General features: G+C 61.5%; 23 protein-coding genes. 19 read left to right on the plus strand and 4 right to left on the minus strand.

Annotation, left to right across the window (positions count from 1 at the left end; genetic code table 11):
• From KVO92_RS17610 to sthA, 8 genes are all read left to right on the plus strand, one after another.
• Complete coding sequence (locus tag KVO92_RS17610) at positions 1–1212, plus strand: NADH:ubiquinone reductase (Na(+)-transporting) subunit B (protein WP_217476826.1); 1212 nt, start codon at positions 1–3, stop codon at positions 1210–1212.
• Entirely contained in the window at positions 1205–1993 is a 789-nt protein-coding gene (locus KVO92_RS17615) for a Na(+)-translocating NADH-quinone reductase subunit C (protein WP_217476827.1), read from the plus strand. The genes KVO92_RS17610 and KVO92_RS17615 overlap by 8 nt, the downstream gene beginning before the upstream one ends.
• A complete protein-coding gene (locus tag KVO92_RS17620; RefSeq protein WP_217476828.1) occupies positions 1990–2664 on the plus strand; it encodes an NADH:ubiquinone reductase (Na(+)-transporting) subunit D in 675 nt (224 codons plus the stop codon). Before KVO92_RS17615 ends, KVO92_RS17620 begins: the two co-directional genes overlap by 4 nt.
• On the plus strand, positions 2664–3272 hold the full coding sequence (gene nqrE / locus KVO92_RS17625) for an NADH:ubiquinone reductase (Na(+)-transporting) subunit E (RefSeq protein ID WP_021206512.1): 609 nt from the start codon (positions 2664–2666) through the stop codon (positions 3270–3272). The genes KVO92_RS17620 and nqrE overlap by 1 nt, the downstream gene beginning before the upstream one ends.
• 12 nt (positions 3273–3284) lie before the next feature.
• On the plus strand, positions 3285–4511 hold the full coding sequence (gene nqrF / locus KVO92_RS17630) for an NADH:ubiquinone reductase (Na(+)-transporting) subunit F (protein ID WP_217477294.1): 1227 nt from the start codon (positions 3285–3287) through the stop codon (positions 4509–4511).
• 1 nt (position 4512) lies between these two features.
• On the plus strand, positions 4513–5535 hold the full coding sequence (locus KVO92_RS17635) for an FAD:protein FMN transferase (RefSeq protein WP_217476829.1): 1023 nt from the start codon (positions 4513–4515) through the stop codon (positions 5533–5535).
• Positions 5532–5762 (plus strand): (Na+)-NQR maturation NqrM, encoded by a 231-nt coding sequence (gene nqrM / locus KVO92_RS17640; RefSeq protein WP_217476830.1) that lies wholly within the window; start codon positions 5532–5534, stop codon positions 5760–5762. Before KVO92_RS17635 ends, nqrM begins: the two co-directional genes overlap by 4 nt.
• Positions 5763–5942: 180 nt before the next feature.
• On the plus strand, positions 5943–7337 hold the full coding sequence (gene sthA / locus KVO92_RS17645) for a Si-specific NAD(P)(+) transhydrogenase (protein WP_217476831.1): 1395 nt from the start codon (positions 5943–5945) through the stop codon (positions 7335–7337).
• Between the two features lie 110 nt (positions 7338–7447).
• Here sthA and KVO92_RS17650 read toward each other — a convergent pair whose 3' ends face one another.
• From KVO92_RS17650 to KVO92_RS17660, 3 genes are read right to left on the minus strand one after another with little or no spacing between them, the layout of a single operon-like run.
• Complete coding sequence (locus KVO92_RS17650) at positions 7448–8182, minus strand: glycerophosphodiester phosphodiesterase (protein ID WP_217476832.1); 735 nt, start codon at positions 8180–8182, stop codon at positions 7448–7450.
• Entirely contained in the window at positions 8179–8484 is a 306-nt protein-coding gene (locus KVO92_RS17655) for a phosphodiesterase (RefSeq protein ID WP_217476833.1), read from the minus strand. Before KVO92_RS17655 ends, KVO92_RS17650 begins: the two co-directional genes overlap by 4 nt.
• A 2-nt stretch (positions 8485–8486) precedes the next feature.
• Entirely contained in the window at positions 8487–9059 is a 573-nt protein-coding gene (locus tag KVO92_RS17660; RefSeq protein WP_217476834.1) for a PilZ domain-containing protein, read from the minus strand.
• Positions 9060–9159: 100 nt separating this feature from the next.
• On the opposite strand from KVO92_RS17660, the gene KVO92_RS17665 reads away from it, so the two are divergent.
• The 3 genes from KVO92_RS17665 to KVO92_RS17675 are packed head-to-tail and all read left to right on the plus strand — an operon-like array spanning position 9160 to position 12360.
• Positions 9160–10407 carry a lipoprotein-releasing ABC transporter permease subunit gene (locus tag KVO92_RS17665; RefSeq protein WP_217476835.1) on the plus strand — a complete coding sequence of 416 codons (1248 nt, stop codon included), beginning with the start codon at positions 9160–9162 and terminating at the stop codon, positions 10405–10407.
• Positions 10400–11113, plus strand: a complete 714-nt coding sequence (lolD, locus tag KVO92_RS17670; protein WP_423836239.1) for a lipoprotein-releasing ABC transporter ATP-binding protein LolD — start codon at positions 10400–10402, stop codon at positions 11111–11113. The genes KVO92_RS17665 and lolD overlap by 8 nt, the downstream gene beginning before the upstream one ends.
• Positions 11113–12360: a lipoprotein-releasing ABC transporter permease subunit gene (locus KVO92_RS17675; protein WP_217476837.1), complete on the plus strand. Its 1248-nt coding sequence runs from the start codon at positions 11113–11115 to the stop codon at positions 12358–12360. The genes lolD and KVO92_RS17675 overlap by 1 nt, the downstream gene beginning before the upstream one ends.
• Before the next feature lie 7 nt (positions 12361–12367).
• On the opposite strand, the gene KVO92_RS17680 is transcribed toward KVO92_RS17675, so the two are convergent.
• Positions 12368–12883, minus strand: coding sequence for a DUF2062 domain-containing protein (locus KVO92_RS17680; RefSeq protein ID WP_217476838.1), 516 nt, complete (start codon positions 12881–12883; stop codon positions 12368–12370).
• Positions 12884–13025: 142 nt separating this feature from the next.
• On the opposite strand from KVO92_RS17680, the gene KVO92_RS17685 reads away from it, so the two are divergent.
• The 8 genes from KVO92_RS17685 to murB all read left to right on the plus strand — a co-directional run bounded on the left by KVO92_RS17685 (position 13026) and on the right by murB (position 19860).
• Entirely contained in the window at positions 13026–15251 is a 2226-nt protein-coding gene (locus KVO92_RS17685) for a DNA internalization-related competence protein ComEC/Rec2 (protein WP_217476839.1), read from the plus strand.
• A gap of 71 nt (positions 15252–15322) precedes the next feature.
• Entirely contained in the window at positions 15323–15955 is a 633-nt protein-coding gene (locus KVO92_RS17690; RefSeq protein ID WP_021206499.1) for a MotA/TolQ/ExbB proton channel family protein, read from the plus strand.
• Positions 15952–16380: an ExbD/TolR family protein gene (locus KVO92_RS17695; RefSeq protein ID WP_217476840.1), complete on the plus strand. Its 429-nt coding sequence runs from the start codon at positions 15952–15954 to the stop codon at positions 16378–16380. The genes KVO92_RS17690 and KVO92_RS17695 overlap by 4 nt, the downstream gene beginning before the upstream one ends.
• Positions 16380–17384 carry a tetraacyldisaccharide 4'-kinase gene (gene lpxK, locus KVO92_RS17700; RefSeq protein WP_217476841.1) on the plus strand — a complete coding sequence of 335 codons (1005 nt, stop codon included), beginning with the start codon at positions 16380–16382 and terminating at the stop codon, positions 17382–17384. Before KVO92_RS17695 ends, lpxK begins: the two co-directional genes overlap by 1 nt.
• A gap of 46 nt (positions 17385–17430) precedes the next feature.
• Positions 17431–17616 carry a Trm112 family protein gene (locus tag KVO92_RS17705; RefSeq protein ID WP_025241005.1) on the plus strand — a complete coding sequence of 62 codons (186 nt, stop codon included), beginning with the start codon at positions 17431–17433 and terminating at the stop codon, positions 17614–17616.
• Positions 17613–18377 (plus strand): 3-deoxy-manno-octulosonate cytidylyltransferase, encoded by a 765-nt coding sequence (gene kdsB, locus KVO92_RS17710; RefSeq protein WP_217476842.1) that lies wholly within the window; start codon positions 17613–17615, stop codon positions 18375–18377. Before KVO92_RS17705 ends, kdsB begins: the two co-directional genes overlap by 4 nt.
• 2 nt (positions 18378–18379) lie before the next feature.
• A complete protein-coding gene (locus tag KVO92_RS17715; protein WP_217476843.1) occupies positions 18380–18844 on the plus strand; it encodes a low molecular weight protein-tyrosine-phosphatase in 465 nt (154 codons plus the stop codon).
• A complete protein-coding gene (murB, locus tag KVO92_RS17720; protein WP_217476844.1) occupies positions 18841–19860 on the plus strand; it encodes a UDP-N-acetylmuramate dehydrogenase in 1020 nt (339 codons plus the stop codon). The genes KVO92_RS17715 and murB overlap by 4 nt, the downstream gene beginning before the upstream one ends.
• Positions 19861–19894: the final 34 nt, after the last annotated feature.

Consider the following 19894-nt stretch of genomic DNA (forward strand, 5'->3'; position numbering starts at 1 on the left):
ATGGGCATTCGCGAATTCCTCGACAAGATCGAGCACAACTTCGAGAAGGGCGGCAAGTACGAGAAGTGGTATGCACTCTACGAAGCCGCGGACACCTTTCTATATCGTCCCGGCAGCGTGACCAAGACCACCGCACACGTACGCGACGGCATCGACCTCAAGCGGATGATGATCACGGTCTGGCTCTGCACCTTCCCGGCGATGTTCTTCGGGATGTGGAACACCGGCTATCAGGCCAACCTGATCTACGCCCAGAGCCCGGACCTGCTCGCAGCACAGGAAGGCTGGCGTATGGCGCTGATCAGCGCACTGGCAGGTTTCGATCCGAACAGCTTGTGGGATAACTTCATCCAGGGCGCGGCGTACTTCATACCGGTCTACGCGGTGACGTTCATCGTCGGCGGCTTCTGGGAGGTGCTGTTCGCCTCCATCCGCAAGCATGAGGTCAACGAAGGCTTCTTCGTCACCTCCGTGCTGTTCGCGCTCACGCTGCCGCCGAGCATTCCGCTGTGGCAGGTCGCGCTGGGCATCAGCTTCGGTATCGTGATCGGCAAGGAAATCTTCGGTGGTACCGGGAAGAACTTCCTCAATCCGGCACTGACTGGCCGTGCATTCCTGTTCTTCGCCTACCCGGCGCAGATGTCCGGCGATGCGGTCTGGACAGCGGTCGATGGTTTTGCCGGCGCAACGGCGCTCAGCCTGAGCTTCGCTGGCGGGATGGAAAACGTGATTGCCAGCGGCATTACCTGGATGGACGCCTTCCTGGGCACCATTCACGGCTCGATCGGTGAGACCAGTACGCTGGCCATCTTCATCGGCGGCGCCGTATTGCTGATGACCAAGATCGCTTCCTGGCGCATCGTTTCAGGCGTGATGGTCGGCATGATCGCGCTCAGCTCGTTGTTCAATCTGATCGGCTCCGATTCCAACGCAATGTTCGCCATGCCGTGGTACTGGCACATGGTGGTGGGTGGGTTTGCCTTTGGCCTGATCTTCATGGCGACCGATCCGGTTTCCGCGTCGATGACCAATTCGGGCAAATGGGCTTTCGGCATCTTGATAGGCGTGATGGTGGTACTCATCCGGGTGGTGAACCCGGCGTTCCCGGAGGGCATGATGTTGGCCATTCTGTTCGCCAACCTGTGCGCACCGTTGATTGACCACTTCGTCATCCAGGCCAATATCAAGCGGAGGCTGGCACGTAATGTCTAGTCAAAAAGAATCCACCGTTCGCACGCTGGTTGTGGCCCTGCTGGTCTGCCTGGTCTGCTCGGTGTTCGTTGCGGGCGCGGCGGTCGCGCTACGTCCGACACAGCTGGAGAACCGCCAGCTGGATAAGCAGCGCAGCATCCTGGCGATCGCTGGGTTGGGTGAGGCGGGCATGTCCGCCAAGCAGGTAAAAGCGCTCTATAAGGAGCGTATCGTTGCCAAGCTGGTTGATCTGGAAACCGGTAAATACAGCGACGAGTTCGATCCGAATACCTTTGACCCTCTGGTTGCCGCCAAGGACCCGCAGCTGTCGCAAGCACTGCCGGGCGAGGAAGATATTGCCTCGATCAAGCGTCGCGAGCGCTACAGCGTCGTCTACACCGTCGAAGAAAATGGTCAGCTCGAGACGCTGATCATGCCGGTGCGTGGCTATGGTCTGTGGTCGACTCTCTATGGCTTCATGGCTGTCAAGGGCGACCTCAACACCGTCGAAGGGCTGGGTTTCTACCAGCATGGCGAGACCCCGGGTCTCGGCGGCGAAGTGGACAATCCCAAGTGGCGCGGCCTGTGGAAGGGTAAAGAGCTGTTCAGCGAGAACGGCAAACTGGCCATTCAGGTGGTCAAGGGCGGTGTCGATCCGCAGAGCCCGCGTGCCGACCATCAGGTCGACGCTCTGGCCGGTGCGACCCTGACCAGCAACGGGGTGAACCACCTGCTGCACTTCTGGCTGGGCGAGAACGGATTCGGTCCATTTATCGCTAACCTGCGCGCTGGGGAGGCTTGACCATGTCGCAACCTACTATCAAAGAAGTCCTGTTCAATCCGGTCTTCAACAACAACCCCATCGGCCTGCAGATCCTCGGGATCTGTTCGGCGCTGGCGGTCACCTCCAACCTCAAGACCGCACTGGTAATGTCCGTTGCGCTGACGCTGGTGGTGGCGTTTTCCAACTTGTTCATCTCGATGATCCGCAGCCAGATCCCGGGCTCGATCCGCATGATCGTGCAGATGGTGATCATTGCCTCGCTGGTGATCGTGGTCGATCAGGTGCTCAAGGCTTATGCCTTCTCGCTGTCCAAGCAGCTGTCGGTATTCGTCGGTCTGATCATCACCAACTGCATCGTGATGGGGCGTGCGGAAGCCTTTGCCATGCAGAACCCACCGGTGCTGTCGTTCTTCGACGGCCTGGGTAACGGGCTCGGCTACAGTGCAATGCTCATCGCGCTCGGCATCGTTCGCGAGCTGTTCGGCGCCGGCAAGCTGATGGGTTACACCATTCTGCCAGTGGTCAACGATGGCGGTTGGTACCAGCCAAACGGTCTGCTGCTGCTGCCACCATCGGCGTTCTTCCTGATCGGTCTGTTCATCTGGGGCATCCGTAGCTGGAAGAAAGAGCAGGTCGAGAAGCCGTCGTTCAAGATGGCGCCGCAGGTCTCGAGCAAGGAGGCTTACTAATGGAGCACTACATCAGCCTGTTCGTCCGTGCCGTGTTCATCGAGAACATGGCGCTGGCCTTCTTCCTCGGCATGTGTACCTTCATCGCGATCTCGAAGAAGGTGGAAACCGCGATTGGCCTCGGCATCGCGGTGATCGTGGTGCAAGCCATCACGGTCCCGGCCAACAACCTGATCTACACCTACCTGCTCAAGGCCGGTGCGCTGTCGTGGGCAGGCCTGCCGGAAGTGGATCTCAGCTTCCTGGGTCTGCTCAGCTACATCGGCGTGATCGCGGCCATCGTGCAGATCCTCGAGATGCTCCTCGATAAGTACGTACCGAGTCTGTACAACGCGCTGGGCGTGTTCCTGCCGCTGATTACCGTGAACTGCGCCATCATGGGCGGCACCCTGTTCATGGTCGAGCGGGACTACAACCTTGCCGAAAGTACGGTGTACGGCTTCGGCTCCGGCGCTTCCTGGGCACTGGCGATCATGCTGCTGGCCGGCATCCGCGAGAAGCTCAAGTACAGCGACGTACCGGAGGGGCTGCAGGGACTGGGTATCACCTTCATCACCATCGGCCTGATGTCGCTAGGCTTCATGTCATTCTCTGGCGTACAGCTGTAAGGACGGGATGAACTGATGAGTTACGAAATTTTCCTTGCCATCGGCATGTTCACCGCCATCGTGCTCGCGCTGGTGGTGATCATTCTCGCGGCGCGCGCCAAGCTGGTGTCCAGCGGCGACGTGAGTATCGAGATCAATGGCGAACGCACCATCACCGTTCCGGCTGGCGGCAAGTTGCTGCAGACCTTGGCCGCGAACAATATTTTCCTTTCGTCTGCCTGCGGCGGTGGCGGTACCTGCGCCCAGTGCAAATGCATCGTCGAAAGCGGTGGCGGCGAGATGTTGCCCACCGAAGAGTCGCACTTCACCCGCCGCGAGGCTGGCGAGGGCTGGCGTCTGTCCTGCCAGACTCCGGTCAAGGCGGATATGAAGATCGAGGTGCCTGAAGAGGTGTTCGGCGTGAAGAAGTGGGAGTGCACGGTACTCTCCAACCCGAACGTGGCGACCTTCATCAAGGAGCTGACCCTGAAGCTGCCGGAAGGCGAGAACGTCGACTTCCGCGCCGGCGGTTACGTCCAGCTGGAGTGCCCGCCGCATGAGGTTCGTTACAAGGACTTCGATATCCAAGAGGAATATCGCGGCGACTGGGACAAGTTCAACCAGTGGAAGTACGTTTCCAAGGTCAATGAGACCGTGATTCGAGCCTATTCCATGGCGAACTACCCGGAAGAGGTCGGTCTGGTCAAGTTCAACATCCGCATCGCGTCGCCGCCGCCAGGCAAGGACGATCTGCCACCAGGCAAGATGTCGTCCTGGGTCTTCAGCCTGAAGCCGGGCGACAAGGTCACCGTCTATGGTCCCTTCGGCGAGTTCTTCGCCAAGGATACCGACGCCGAGATGGTCTTCATCGGTGGTGGTGCCGGTATGGCGCCGATGCGTTCGCACATTTTCGATCAGCTCAAGCGCCTGAAATCCAAGCGCAAGATGAGCTTCTGGTACGGTGCGCGCTCCATGCGCGAGGCGTTCTACGTCGACGAATACGACCAGCTGCAAGCTGAGAATGAGAATTTTGAGTGGCATCTGGCACTGTCCGATCCGCAACCGGAGGACAACTGGGAAGGGCCGACCGGGTTCATTCACAACGTGCTTTACGAGAACTACCTGAAGGACCATCCGGCGCCTGAAGACTGCGAGTTCTATATGTGCGGACCGCCGATGATGAACGCGTCGGTCATCAAGATGCTGACCGATCTGGGCGTTGAACCGGAGAATATCCTGCTCGACGACTTCGGCGGCTAGCATGGTTCAAGCGTCATTTCGGCCCGTCATCGTCGTCGCCCTCGCGGCGACGCTGGCGGGTTGTCTGTTTCAGGACAAGGTGGAAAGCTTCAGCGGACCGACCATGGGCAGCACCTATACGGTGAAGTACGTGGCGAGCGCTGACACGCCGGACAAAGCCCAACTGCAGCAGCAGACCGAGGCGATACTCGCCGAGATCGACAAGCAGGCCTCGACCTACCGTGCCGACTCGGACATCGAAATCTTCAACGAGCTGCCGGCCGGTTGCATGACCATGCCTGACGGCGTGCGAACCCTGCTCGAGGCGGGCCGGACCCTGTCCGATGAAAGCGACGGCGCTCTGGATCTGACCATCGAGCCGCTGCTCAACCTGTGGGGCTTCGGACCTCGCGGGCAGGGCGAACGCGTGCCTTCGGCCGACGAGATCGCAACGGCTCGGCAGGATGTGGGTCAGCATCATGTGCGGATCGAGGGCGAGCAGGTCTGCAAGGACCGGCCTGTGCAGGTCGATTTCAACAGCATCGCTGCCGGCTATGCCGTCGATCAAGTGACCGCGAAGCTTGAGGCGTCTGGCGTCAGCAGTTATCTAGTGGAAATCACCGGTGAGCTGAAGGCCCAGGGGCGTAAACCCGATGGGGCGCCGTGGCGTATCGCGATCGAGGCGCCGCGGGATGATGAGCGAGTCGCCCAGCGGGTCATCGAACTCGACGGGCTGGGCGTTTCCACCTCTGGTGATTATCGGAATTACTTCGAGCGTAACGGTAAACGCTACTCGCATACGCTGGATCCGAACACCGGGGCTCCGATCGAGCATCATCTTGCCGCCGTGACGGTTGTCGATCCTTCGACACTACGGGCAGATGGGCTGTCTACCGTGCTCATGGTGCTGGGCCCCGAGCGCGGGCTGGCCTACGCGGCAAAGCACAAGATCGCGGCGTTCTTCGTGGTTCGCGAAGGGCAGGAATTCATTAGCAAGAGCACCGAAGCGTTTGATGAGCTGTTCGGGGCGGGAGCGGAGCAATGACCTGGTTGATCGTTTTTCTAGTGATGGTACTGGTCGTGTTGGGTATGTCGGTCGGCGTGATCATGGGTCGCAAGCCCATCGCCGGTTCATGCGGCGGCATCGCCAACCTGGGTATCGAGAAGGAATGCTCGATCTGCGGTGGTAGCCGCGAGAAGTGTGAAGAAGTAAATGCGCAGGAAAGCCAGAACCAAAAAGCAGATCTCGCCTACGACGCGACCAGACGCTGACATAGCTGGCACTGACCGGGCCGGTGGCGATAGCGCATCGGTACCGGGCTTGCAGGTAAAAGGTGCCGACGCTGCTCGGCACTAGCGGCCGGGACCGTCCGGGTACGCCTGATGTGTGTTCCTGGCCAGCGTAATTCGTTAACGGCGGCAGGGTGGCCTGCCGCATGTTCAGGGGTGAATATGGCTGTCTACAATTACGATGTAGTGGTTTTGGGCTCGGGCCCAGCCGGCGAAGGCGCGGCGATGAATGCGGTCAAGGCCGGACGCAAGGTCGCCGTGGTCGATAGCAGGCCACACGTCGGCGGCAACTCCACCCACTTGGGAACCATTCCGTCCAAGGCGCTGCGCCATTCGGTACGGCAGATCATGCAGTACAACACCAACCCGTTGTTCCGCCAGATCGGCGAGCCGCGTTGGTTCTCGTTTCCCGACGTACTGAAAAGCGCCGAAAGCGTGATCGCCAAGCAAGTCAGTTCCCGGACGGGCTACTACGCACGCAACCGCATCGACCTGTTTTTCGGCACCGCGAGTTTTGCCGACGAGCAGACCGTGGAAGTCGTCAGCGCCAATGGCATGGTCGAAACGCTGGTGGCCAACCAGTTCATCATCGCCACCGGCTCGCGTCCCTATCGTCCCGCCGACGTCGACTTCACGCACCCACGCATCTACGACAGCGATACCATCCTCACGCTGAGCCATACGCCGCGTCGGCTGATCATTTACGGCGCCGGCGTGATCGGTTCCGAGTACGCGTCGATCTTCAGCGGCCTGGGCGTGTTGGTCGATCTGATCGATAACCGCGACCAGCTGCTCAGCTTCCTCGATGACGAAATCTCCGATGCGCTCAGTTATCACTTGCGCAACAACAACGTGCTGATTCGCCATAAGGAAGAGTACGAGCGCGTCGAGGGCGTCGACAACGGCGTCATTCTCCATCTCAAGTCCGGCAAGAAAATCAAGGCGGACGCCTTCCTCTGGTGCAACGGGCGAACCGGCAATACCGACAAGCTTGCGTTGGAAAACATCGGCCTGAAGGTCAATAGCCGTGGGCAGATCAAGGTCGACGAGCACTACCGCACAGATGTCGGCAACATATATGCCGCAGGCGACGTGATCGGTTGGCCATCGTTGGCCAGCGCGGCCTACGACCAGGGGCGTTCGGCGGCAGGCAGCATCGTCGACAACAACAGCTGGCGCTTTGTCGACGACGTCCCGACCGGCATCTACACCATTCCCGAGATCAGTTCGATCGGCAAGAACGAGCGTGAGCTCACCGAGGCGAAAGTCCCGTACGAAGTGGGCAAGGCATTCTTCAAGGGGATGGCCCGTGCGCAGATTTCCGCCGAGCCGGTAGGGATGCTGAAGATCCTCTTCCATCGCGAGACGCTGGCGGTGCTCGGTGTTCACTGCTTCGGCTATCAGGCTTCGGAGATCGTGCATATCGGCCAGGCGATCATGAATCAGCCGGGCGAGGCCAATACCCTGAAGTACTTCGTCAACACCACCTTCAACTACCCGACCATGGCCGAGGCCTATCGTGTCGCGGCCTTCGACGGGCTAAATCGGCTTTTTTGAGCGGCTCCGACCGGTGGCCTGAGCCGGTCGGAGAGGATACCCGGACGTGGCGCTGGCCAAACCGGGAAAGCTTCTGAGGGCAGACGAAACCGGCGGCCTGGCAGTGGCCGCTACTGATTAGTCCGTGCGTTGCGCAGGGTGGCGACAGCCAGACCGGGGAAGTCCGTGATCAGGCTGTCGACACCGAAATCGGCGAGTCGGCGCATCAAGGCCGGCTCGTTCACGGTCCATACCGAGACATGCAGCCCCTGCTGACGCGCCTTGGCAATCCGCTCGGGCGTGCACAATGTCCACTTCAGTGCCAACAGATCACAGCCATATTGCTTGGCCACCTTCAACGGATCGAGCCAGGCATATTCGGCTACCAGCCCGCATGACAGCTCCGGTGTCAGGCGCTTCAACGCCCTCAGCACCTCGCGAGATCCCGAGGTGACGGTGATCCGCTCGAGCAGGCCGTAACGTTGCGCCAACTCCCTGATGGCCAGCACCGAGCGTGCCGCGCGAACTCTGGATGCGCTCTTGACCTCCAGTTGCCAGTGTTCGAAATCGCACTTTTCGAACAGCTCCGAGAGTCGCGGAATCGGGCAGGGTTGTTTCCAGCCCGGGCCGCCTTGGCGCGCATCGTAATGAACCAGCTCTTCGGCATCGTGCTCCACGACCTTGCCGCGTCGCCCGGTGGTGCGCTTCAAGGTGGGATCATGGATGACCATCAGCTCGCCGTCCTTGGACAGGTGCAGGTCCAGCTCGCAGCGACGTACGCCGTGGGCCAGGCATTGCTGGAAGCTGGCGAGGGTGTTTTCCGGGGCTTCGCCTTTCGCGCCGCGGTGGCCATAGATCAAGGTCACGGTTCGATATCTCGCTGTAAGGATGGGGGCCGTTGATGATGCAGGACGCTGTCTATGACCCGGTCGTTTTCGAAATACACCGAAAAATAACGGTAATCCCAACGTGTAATGGGAGGGCTGCCGACGGCGGGATGTTCCTCATCGGCCAGGCCGAATTGCTCGAGGACGGTGCCTTTCGAGTCACCGCGCCCGGGTAGCGTCAGTTGGGATTGGCCTTGCTGACCCACTGGGATGCGGATCGTCTCGGCAACGGCCGGGAAGCAAAAAGCGATGGCCAGGAGTGGCATCAGTAATCGGTACATGTTCAGGGTTCCTGCAGGCTTTCACGGGCCAGGCGCCGTTCTGTCGCCTGTTTCTGCAGGATATGCCGCGCGAGCAGCTGCCGTTGTGCATCAGTCAACGCTTCGAAGGACGTCCCGATGGCGAAGCGTCCGTCGTCCTGGGCCTGACAGCTGGAGATCCGCGCCTTCAAGAGCAGCCCCAGGCATTGCGGCATGAGGGCGATCTTGAGCGTCCAGATCGAGCCCTCGTCGAGTGGGCAATCATTGACAAAGCTGATGCCGCCTTCGGACAGCACCACCTCGCGCAGCGGGCCGAGGTCCTCGAGCAAATCCCGTGCGAGCACCTGGCCAATCAGATCGATGCGCTTGTTTTGAACCTTGAGGTAGCTCGCCAGTGTGCGGTTGCGCTCGGCAATCTGGCGTAACAGATGCTGTGCCTCGAAATCGAGCTGGTGCAGCTCGCCGAGTAGACCGAACAGCTGCTGCGCGCCGCCATCGGGGACTGTTTCCGAGTGTTCCAGCGGCAGGATTTCCAGTGCGATCATGTCCTCGATACGATAGTATTCGCGGCGATCTTCGGTGTCTTCAGTGGGCATGTCGATCCCTGAGCTGCAGTGATGGCTTGAGTGTATCAGGCCGTTTGGTATCGTCATTCAGCTTGTTATTTCCCGCCAGCGAAAGCGAACCCATCGATTTATGTTCAGACCGCTGTCCGTGTATATCGGGGCGCGCTACACACGCGCCAGACGTCGCAGTCTCTTCGTTTCTTTCATCTCCTTCACCTCGATGATCGGGCTGGCGCTCGGCGTGCTGGTGATGATCGTCGTACTGTCGGTGATGAATGGTTTCGATCATGAGATGCGTACGCGCGTGCTCGGCATGGTCCCGCATGCCACCATCGAGCGTCCGACGCCGATCGACGATTGGCAGACCCTTGGCGATCGGTTGAAGCAGCATCCGCAGGTGTCCGCGGTGGCGCCGTTCATCCAGATGCAGGGCCTGCTGACGCACCGCGGCAAGGTCACCAAGACACTGATCAATGCGGTGGACCCGCAGGTCGAGCCGAGCGTGTCCATCATCGGGCAGTTCTTTCGCGAGGGCGGTCTGGATGAGTTGGCTGCCGGCGAGTTCGGCATCGTCATCGGCGACAAGGCTGCGGACAAGCTTGGCGTCGGCGTCGGCGACAAGATCACCTTCGTCGCGCCAGAAGTAACGGTCACACCAGCAGGCGTCTTTCCTCGCATGAAGCGCTTTACCGTGCGCGGCATCTTCCATGTGGGCGCCGGCGAAATCGACGGCTACGTGGCGATGGCTAATATCTCCGATCTGGCACGCCTGCACCGCTGGAAGCCTGACCAGGTGCAAGGGCTGCGGCTGCGCTTCGAGGATCTGTTCCAGGCGCCGCGGACCTCCTGGCAACTGGCGGGTCAGTTGGGTGACGACTTCTATTCGCGTGACTGGACGCGCACCCACGGGAACCTCTATCAGGCGATACGCATGGAAAAGGCCATGATCGGCCTGTTGCTGCTGCTGATCGTCGCGGTGGCTGCTTTCAATATCATTTCCACACTGGTCATGGTGGTCACCGATAAGCGCGGTGACATCGCCATTCTGCGAACGCTGGGCGCGACCCCGCGGCAGATCATGGCGATCTTCATGGTGCAGGGTACGGTGATCGGCGTCGTCGGTACGTTGGTCGGCGCCTTGCTCGGGATTTCCGCGGCGCTCAACGTGAGCAGTTGGATTGCGGCGCTCGAGCATCTTATCGGGCACAAGTTTCTCAATGCCGATGTGTACTTCATCGATTATCTGCCGTCTCGTCTGATGGCCGCTGACGTGATCCAGGTCTGCGCCGCAGCGCTCGTCCTGAGCTTTTTCGCCACCCTGTACCCGGCCTGGCGTGCGGCCCGTACCCAGCCCGCTGAGGCGTTACGATATGAGTGAGCCGGTCATGAATCAAAAATCTCCGAAGGATGGCGCGGTACTGAGCTGCCGCAATCTGGGCAAGCGCTATGAGCAGGGGCCCGAGTCGGTCAACGTGCTTTCCGGCCTGCAGTTGGAGCTGTTCCCAGGTCAGCGGGTCGCTATCGTCGGCAGCTCCGGTTCGGGCAAAAGCACCTTGTTGAATCTGCTGGGCGGCCTCGACACGCCGAGTGAGGGAAGCGTTTGGCTGGCCGGCGAGGAGCTGTCCGCCCTCAGCGAAAAGGATCGGGGCCTGTTGCGCAACCGCGCCCTGGGCTTTGTCTACCAGTTCCACCATCTGTTACCCGAGTTCACCGCGCTGGAAAACGTTTGCATGCCATTACTGATCGGCAAGACGCCGATCCCCGATGCGCGCGCACGGGCTACCGAACTGTTGCAGCGTGTTGGGCTTGGCCATCGGTTGGCGCACAAACCTTCAGAGCTGTCCGGAGGTGAGCGCCAGCGTGTGGCGATCGCCCGCGCCTTGGCCAACAGCCCGGCACTGGTCTTGTTGGACGAGCCGACCGGTAACCTTGACCACCATACGGCGCAGGGGATTCAGGACCTGATGCTCGAGCTGAGCAGCTCCTTGCGCACCGCCTTTCTGGTCGTCACGCATGATCCGCAATTGGCCGGGCAAATGGACCATATCCTGCGCCTGGAAGATGGCCGGTTGGTGGCTGGGTAATGTTCAGGCCGCTCAGCATCTTCATTGGCAGCCGCTATACGCGGGCCAAACGTCGCAATCATTTCATTTCGTTCATTTCGCTGACGTCGATGATTGGCTTGTCGCTGGGCGTGCTGGCGATGATCATCGTGCTCTCGGTCATGAACGGCTTCCAGCGCGAGATGAGTAATCGCGTGCTGGGTATGGTCCCGCATGCCGTCATCGCAGGCGTCGGACAACCGGTGGACGACTGGCAGTCCCTGGCCGATCGTGTTCGGGCGAACCCCATGGTGATCGGGGCTGCGCCGATCACCCAGCTGGAAGGGATGCTGTCCTACAAGGGCGCCATGCAGCCGATCGAGGTCAAAGGTATCGACCCACAGGCTGAAGGCAGCGTATCGATACTGGGCGAGAAGATGATCGCTGGTCGGCTCGACGACCTGAAACCGGGTGAGTCGGGGGTGATTCTCGGGTTGATGACGGCGCGGCGTTTCGGCCTGAAACTGGGCGACAGGCTCACCCTGATCGTGCCAGAGCTCAGCGATGCGCCTGGTGGCGTTACACCACGGATGCAGCGTTTGAACGTGGTTGGCGTGTTCAAGGTCGGCGCCGAACTGGACGGTAGTCTGGCCATGATTCATCGGAGTGACGCCGCTCGGATACTGCGCTGGCAGCCGGAGCAGGTCGAGGGCGTCAGGCTCAAACTGGCCGATCTGTACGCGGCCCCGCAGGTGACCAGCGCGTTGCTCGGCGAGCTCGGTGACGGTTACCGGGGCGAAGACTGGTCGCGCACCCAGGGCAGTCTGTTCAGCGCGATGAAAATGGAAAAGACCATGATCGGGGTGCTGCTCCTGCTGATCGTGGCCGTGGCTGCATTCAATATCATCGCCACCCTGATCATGGTTGTTGCCGACAAGCGCGCCGATATCGCCATTCTGCGCACGCTCGGCGCGACGCCGCGGCAGATCATGACGATTTTCATGGTGCAGGGGAGCATCATCGGCTTGACCGGCACCCTCATCGGTACGGTACTGGGTGTGCTCGGCGCATTGAATGTCAGTGCACTGGTCGCCTGGCTGGAGCGGGTGACCGGGCAGCACATCTTCAGTTCGGACGTCTACTTCATCAATACCTTGCCGTCCGAGCTGCGGCTTGAAGACGTGCTGCTGGTGACCTTGGCGGCCCTGCTTCTCAGCTTCCTGGCGACCGTCTATCCCGCATGGCGTGCCGCGCAAACCCAGCCCGCCGAGGCCCTGCGTTACGAGTGAGGCGCGCCTAACGCCGATTCAGCTGGCGCTTGCGCCAGCTGCGGCTGACCCACCAGCGCCAGTACGCCTGAGTGCCTACATAGCCGAGCAGGGCTGCCACTACGGCGACGACGAAGGAGCCTAAGAACAGCGGCTGCCAATGGCTATCGAGCATCTGCCTAACCCATGCAAGGCTCAGTTCCATGGGCATAGGTCGCGCCGGCGTATCCATCAGCCAGGCGCCGATCTTGTAGTTGCAGTAGAAGACCGGGGGCATCGTCAGCGGATTGGTCAGCCAGACCAGGCCGACAGCGATTGGCAGGTTTGCCCGAGCGGGTATTGCGCAGAGTGCCGCCGCCAGCATCTGCATGGGCATGGGGATCATCGCCCAGAACAGACCGATGGCCATCGCCCGGGAAACCGAGTGGCGATTGAGGTGCAGCAAGTTGGGATCATGCGTAAGTGTGCCGAGAAATCGTAGAGACTTGTGCGTCTTGATGCGATCGGGGTGCGGCATGTAGCGTTTGAAAAAACGACGCGGCATGAAGATTCTCTGGCGGGCTGAATCGCGCCGGATTATGCCTGAAACGAGACCCGGCGCTGAGAGAAGTTTGTGAGCTGGATTCTACACTGCCAGTACGCCGACAGGACGTCGGTATGCCCATGGAATGGAATTCGGAGGTCTCATGCGGGCAGCAATGCTGGCGCTGGCAGCGGGACTCATGCTGCTGCGCGTTCTACCACAACTTCCACCCCCGTCTGCGCTGCCCCTGATTCTCCTGGCCGGGCTGCTGTTGCTGCCGTCCCGCTGGCGCGTGATCGGATGCTTTCTCTGCGGGCTGGGCTGGGCCTGTCTGAGCGCTCACTGGGCCGTCAGCGATCGTCTGTCAACGGAGCTCGACGGCCGTACGTTCTGGCTCGAAGGGCAGGTGACTGGGCTGCCGGATGTTCGCGGCCCAGTGGTGCGCTTCGAGCTGACCAACATCTCCTCACGACATGACGGCCTGCCGTCACGGATGCGCCTGGCGTGGTACGGCGGGCCGGCCATGCGGGCGGGAGAGCGATGGCGTCTTGCAGCTACGCTGAAGAGGCCGAGGGGACTGGTCAACCCGCAGTCGTTCGACTACGAAGCCTGGCTCCTGGCGCGTCGAATCGGTGCCAGCGGAACGGTCAAGGCAGGCGAACGCATGGCGTCGGCGGGCGGCGGTGAGGGGTGGCGCGATCGCTTACGCCAACGCCTGATGGCGGTCGATGCCCAGGGCCGTGCGGGGGCGATCGCCGCGCTGGTGGTGGGTGACGGCAGCGGCCTGTCGGCGGCCGACTGGCGCGTTCTCCAGGACACCGGAACCGTGCATCTGATGGTCATCTCGGGCCAGCATGTGGGGATGCTGGCGGGTCTGCTGTACGGTCTGGTTGCGCTGTTGGCGCGGTGGGGCATCTGGCCGCAGCGCTTTGCCTGGCTGCCCTGTGCCTGTGGCGCGGCGTTGATCGGAGCGCTCGTTTACGGCTGGCTGGCAGGCTTTGGCGTTCCGGTTCAGCGAGCACTGATCATGGTCGCGCTGGTGCTGCTCTGGCGCTTGCGATTTCGCCACCTCGGCGTGTGGTTGCCGCTGCTCACCGCGATCAATGGCGTACTGCTGCTCGATCCCCTGGTCGTGCTGCAATCGGGCTTCTGGCTATCGTTCCTGGCGGTGGCACTGCTCGCCTATATCTTTCGCGGGCGGTTGGGTAGCTGGGGCGGATGGCGCACCTTGGGGCGCGCGCAGTGGGGGATGGCGGTTGGGCTGTTGCCGTTCTTGCTGTTGCTGGGGTTGCCGGTGAGCCTGAGCGGCCCGGTTGCCAACGTGTTTGCGGTGCCATTGGTCAGTGTGCTGATCGTGCCACTGTCCTTGATGGGCACCGCGCTGCTGTGGCTGCCGGGCATCGGCGAGGCACTGCTCTGGCTGGCTGGAGGATTGCTGGCGTACCTGTTCGACGCGCTGCGTTGGCTCGCTGGTTGGCACGCGGCTTGGCTGCCCGTTTCCCTCCCGCTATGGGCTTGGTCGCTGGTCGCGCTTGGGACATTGCTGGTCTTGGCGCCAGCTGGATTGCCTGTTCGGGCGCTGGGGGTGGCGCTACTCGCTCCGCTGCTGTTCCCTCCGATCGACAAACCGGCCATTGGGCAGGCGGAGGTCTGGGTCCTCGATGTCGGGCAGGGCCTTGCGGTACTGGTGCGCACGCATGAGCATGCCTTGCTATACGACGCGGGACCGCGCTACGGCGACTTCGATATTGGTGAGCGCGTGGTATCGCCGTCGCTGCGCACGCTGGGTACCGCTGATCTCGATCTGCTGGTGCTTAGTCATGCCGATAGCGATCATGCGGGCGGTGCGTCCGCCATCCTGCGGCAAAGGCCCGTCGGACGGGTGCTCAGTGGCGAGCCGGAGCGATTGCCTGCGGCGCTGGGCGCCGAGGCCTGTCCGTCAGGGCTGCATTGGCGATGGGGTCAGGTCGATTTCACGCTCTGGCGCTGGTCGAAGGCCCGTAACGGAAACCAGTCGTCCTGCGTGCTGATGGTCGAGGCCAACGGCGAACGCCTGTTACTTACCGGGGACATCGACGTCGCTGCCGAGCAGGCTCTGCTGGCAAGCGGTATGCCGCTCGACGTGCGTTGGTTGCTGTTGCCGCATCACGGCAGTCACAGCTCGTCGTCCGCGGCCTTCCTCGAGGCAACCAGTGCCGAGGGCGCGCTCGTGTCGCGCAGTATGCACAACGCCTTTGGGCATCCGCATCCCGACGTCGTAGAGCGGGTCGAGGCCTCCGGAGCGCAGCTTTACGACACGGCCGAGCAGGGCGCGCTGCAGATCCGTCTCGGGCGCTTCGAGTCCATCCGAGGATTGCGCGCCGAACGTCGGTTCTGGCGGGAAAAATGAGAACCGGGGCCGTCGGCGGCCTGGCGACCCTATGCTAGAGTGGCGCCACTTTTTCGAGGGGGATTCACGTCGTGTGGGAGCTGGTTAAAGCAGGTGGCTGGATTATGCTGCCAATCATTCTGTGTTCCGTCGCTGCCGCCGGAATCATCGCCGAACGTCTTTGGACGCTGCGACCGAGCCGGGTGACCCCTTCGCACCTGCTCGGCCAGGTATGGAAATGGATCAAGGACAAGAAGCTCAGCAACCAGAAGCTGAAGGAGTTGCGGGCGGATTCTCCCTTGGGCGAGATCCTGGCAGCGGGCCTGGCCAACTCCAAGCATGGTCGGGAAATCATGAAGGAGTGCATCGAGGAAGCGGCGGCGCGCGTCGTTCATGATCTCGAGCGCTACCTCAATGCCTTGGGCACGATCGCCGGCATTGCCCCCTTGCTCGGGCTTCTCGGTACGGTGCTTGGAATGATCGAGATATTCGGCGCATTCATGGGGTCCGGGATGGCCAACGCCCCGATGCTCGCATCAGGTATCTCCAAGGCACTCATCACCACGGCGGCGGGCTTGATGGTCGGCATCCCGGCCTTGTTCTTCCATCGTTTCCTGTTGCGTCGTGTCGAAGAACTGGTGGTCGGGATGGAGCAGGAAGCGATCAAGCTGGTGGAAGTGGTGCAGGGTGACCGGGACGTCGATCTGGGCGAGGACAAGGCGTGAAGTTTCGTCGTAAAGCCCGGGAAAACGTCGACATCGGGCTTGCACCGCTAATCGATGTGGTCTTCATCCTGCTGCTGTTCTTCGTGGTCACGACGACCTTTACGCGCGAAACGCAGCTCAAGGTGGACCTTCCCGAGGCCGCCAGCGGTACACCGCCTGAAGAGGCGGAAAAGAAACAGCTCGAAGTGGTCATCGATGCGGAGGGCGGCTATTCCCTCAACGGCAAAACGCTGCTCAAACATGATCTGAATACGCTCATGGCTGCATTGGCGAAGGAGTCGGGCGGGGATACCAGCCTGCCGATGATTATCAGCGCTGACGGTAAAACTCCACATCAGGCCGTCATCACGGCGATGGACGCAGCCGGAAAGCTTGGCTTCGCCCATCTGCGAATCACCACCGTCGAGGCCCAGCCGGAGCCCTGATGTCCCTTGCCGATCGTTTGCAGCGCGCCTGGTACGAGGGCCATCCAGCTCTGGCATTACTTGCCCCGCTCGAGGCGCTCTACAGACGGGTGGTCACCGCAAGGCGCAAGCAGTTTCTGAGTGGTACGACCGATTGCTATCGGGCGCCGGTGCCGGTAGTGGTGGTGGGTAATGTCACTGTCGGGGGCACCGGTAAAACGCCATTGATTCTTTGGCTCATCGAGCATTGCCGCCGCCGCGGTTTGAATGTCGGTGTGGTCAGCCGTGGCTACGGTGCCTCGCCTGCCTCCCATCCATGGCGGGTCCGGGTGGACGACACGGCCGCCGAGGCCGGCGACGAGCCGTTACTGATTGCGCAACGTACAGGCGTGCCGGTGATGATCGATCCAGACCGTCCCCGCGCTGTTCGCGCGTTGCTCGCGCAAGAGCCGCTCGACCTTATCTTGTGCGACGACGGGCTGCAGCATTACCGGCTGGCACGGGACCTTGAATTGGTGCTTGTCGACGCGGTCCGCGGCCTGGGTAATCGTCGCTGTCTGCCGGCTGGTCCGCTGCGTGAACCGCCGGAGCGGCTCGAATCGGTCGATGCGGTGTTATTCAACGGGGCTCTGGCCGATAGCCCGTCCGGTTTTGCCTTTGCGCTGCAGCCGTCCAGATTGATAGAGCTGGCAACTGGGGACCGCTGGCCGCTGGATCATTTTCCACCGGGTCAGCAGGTTCATGCGGTTGCCGGGATCGGCAATCCGCAGCGTTTCTTCACCACGCTCGAGGCGCTACACTGGCGGCCGATTCCGCATGCCTTCGCCGATCACGCCCGTTATAGCCCGGAGCAACTGAGTTTTAGCCCCGAGCTACCGTTGGTGATGACCGAAAAGGATGCGGTCAAATGCCGGGCATTCGCGCTGCCGGGCTGGTGTTATCTGCAGGTGCAGGCCGAGCCATCGGCCGCATTCGTGACCTGGTTCGATGCCCAGCTGGACCGATTGCTGCCCGACTCCCCCTAAGCCGCTCGATCTGCCGTGTGCGGTCGGCTGCATCCAAGGACTGCGCATGGATACCAAACTGCTCGATATTCTCGCCTGCCCGCTGTGCAAGGGCCCGCTGAAGCTGACCGATGACAAGTCCGAACTGATCTGCAAGGCAGACGGTATGGCCTTCCCAGTGCGAGACGGCATTCCGGTCATGCTCGAGAGCGAAGCTCGTACCCTTGAAGTGGATGAGCGCCTGGACAAATGACTAACGCCTATACCGTCGTGATCCCAGCGCGTTACGCCTCCAGCCGTCTTCCAGGCAAGCCTCTGCAGGACATCGCCGGAAAGCCGATGATCCGCCACGTCTGGGAACAGGCCTGCCGTAGCGGAGCGCAGCGGGTCGTGGTGGCCACTGATGACGCTCGCATCCTTGAAGCCTGCGAGGGCTTTGGAGCGCAGGTGGTACTGACCGGTGTTGAGCACAATTCCGGGACCGATCGGCTCGCCGAAGTGGCAGCCAAGCTGGGCTTGGCGGCAGACGCGATAGTGGTCAACGTGCAGGGCGACGAGCCGTTGATCCCCCCGGCGGTGATCGATCAGGTCGCGTGCAACCTTGCAGCTCACCCCGAGGCTGCGATTGCCACGCTCGCCGAACCGATCGAGGACCCCCTCGCGTTGTTCAATCCGAACGTGGTGAAGGTGCTGAGCGATATCAATGGCTTGGCGTTGACGTTCAGCCGAGCGCCGCTACCTTGGGCGCGCGATGAGTTTGCCCTTGGTCGTGACGCCTTGCCCTCTGACGTTCCTTACCGCCGGCATATCGGTATTTATGCCTACCGAGCGGGATTCCTCGCTGATTTCGTTGCCTGGGGCCCGTGCTGGTTGGAGAACACCGAATGCCTCGAGCAGCTGCGTGCGCTCTGGCACGGCAAACGCATACACGTCGCCGATGCGGTCGAGCCACCGCCTGCCGGAGTCGATACCGCTGAGGACCTCGAGCGCGTTCGTAAGCTGCTCGGAGCCTGAACGTGAGGATTCTATTCGTCTGCATGGGCAACATATGCCGTTCGCCCACTGCTGAGGCTGTGTTTCGTAAATGCGTGCAGGACGCTCGGCTGGAGAGCCATGTCAGCATCGACTCGGCCGGAACCGGTGGCTGGCATGTCGGCAAGGCACCGGATCAGCGTGCATGCCAGGCGGCCGCCCAGCGAGGTTACGATCTGAGTGCGCTTAAAGCGCGCCAGGTGGTTGTCGAGGACTTCAGGCGCTTCGACCTGATCCTCGCCATGGATCACGACAATCTGGATCGACTGCAAGCGCTGCGACCGTCGGATGCCTGTGCCGAGCTTGATCTCTTTCTGCGTCGGTACCGGCTGGGTGAGGATGCTGTACCTGATCCCTACTACGGAGGGGATGAAGGTTTCGAGCACGTGCTCGATCTGGTGGAGCGTGCGTCGAGAGCGCTGCTCGATGAGATCAAGGAGCGCCTGTGAGCCTGTCCGTCGAACAAAACCGTTCGCTCAAGGAGCTGAACACCTTCGGCGTCGAGGCCCGCAGCGCCTATTTCGCCGAAGCGCACGACGATCAACAGGTCGTCGAAGCGCTAGCCCAGGCGCAGGCGCTTGGCGTGCCGTTGCTGGTACTCGGCGGTGGCAGCAATCTGGTGCTCACCGAGGATGTGAACGCGTTGGTGCTGCGCATGGCCAGCCGAGGCATCCGAATACTCGAAGACGATGGTGAGCGTGCGGTGATCGAAGCGGAGGCTGGTGAGCCCTGGCACCCGTTCGTATTGCACAGTCTCAGCCTGGGGCTGTCCGGGTTGGAAAATCTCAGTCTCATTCCGGGAACCGTTGGCGCCGCGCCGATTCAGAACGTTGGCGCTTACGGTGTCGAAATCAAGGACGTTTTTGCCGGGCTGACAGCGCTGGATCGGCAAACCGGGCAGCTTGTCGAATTCGATCTGCAGGCGTGCCAGTTCGGCTACCGGGACAGTCTGTTCAAGCGTCAGGCTGGGCGCTACATCATTCTACGGGTTCGCTTCGCCCTGCAACGCAGCGCGAACCTCAAGCTCGAATACGGTCCCTTGCGCCAGTGGCTCCTTCAGCACGCGATTCAATCCCCTACGCCGATCGACGTGAGTCGCGCCGTCTGCGCCATACGTAGTGAGAAACTCCCTGATCCCCAGCAGTTGGGAAATGCCGGCAGCTTCTTCAAGAACCCGCTCGTATCCGGAGCAGTAGCCGCTGCCTTGAAACAACGCTTTGCCGATCTGGTTGCGTTTGCGCAGGACGACGGGCAGGTCAAGCTCGCGGCCGGCTGGCTCATCGAACAGGCTGGCTGGAAAGGTTACCGTCGCGGTGACGTGGGAGTGCATCGGCTGCAGGCTCTGGTGCTCGTCAACTATGGCCAGGCCACCGGTCATGACATTCTGCAGCTCGCCGCAGATATCCAGGCAGACGTCGCCAAGCAGTTTGGCGTGCAATTGGAAATCGAGCCCAACATCATCTGAAACGGGTTCGTTTGTCCGTGTTGCTGGTGTGGCC

This window comes from Stutzerimonas stutzeri, assembly GCF_019090095.1.
Taxonomy (GTDB): domain Bacteria; phylum Pseudomonadota; class Gammaproteobacteria; order Pseudomonadales; family Pseudomonadaceae; genus Stutzerimonas; species Stutzerimonas stutzeri_AN.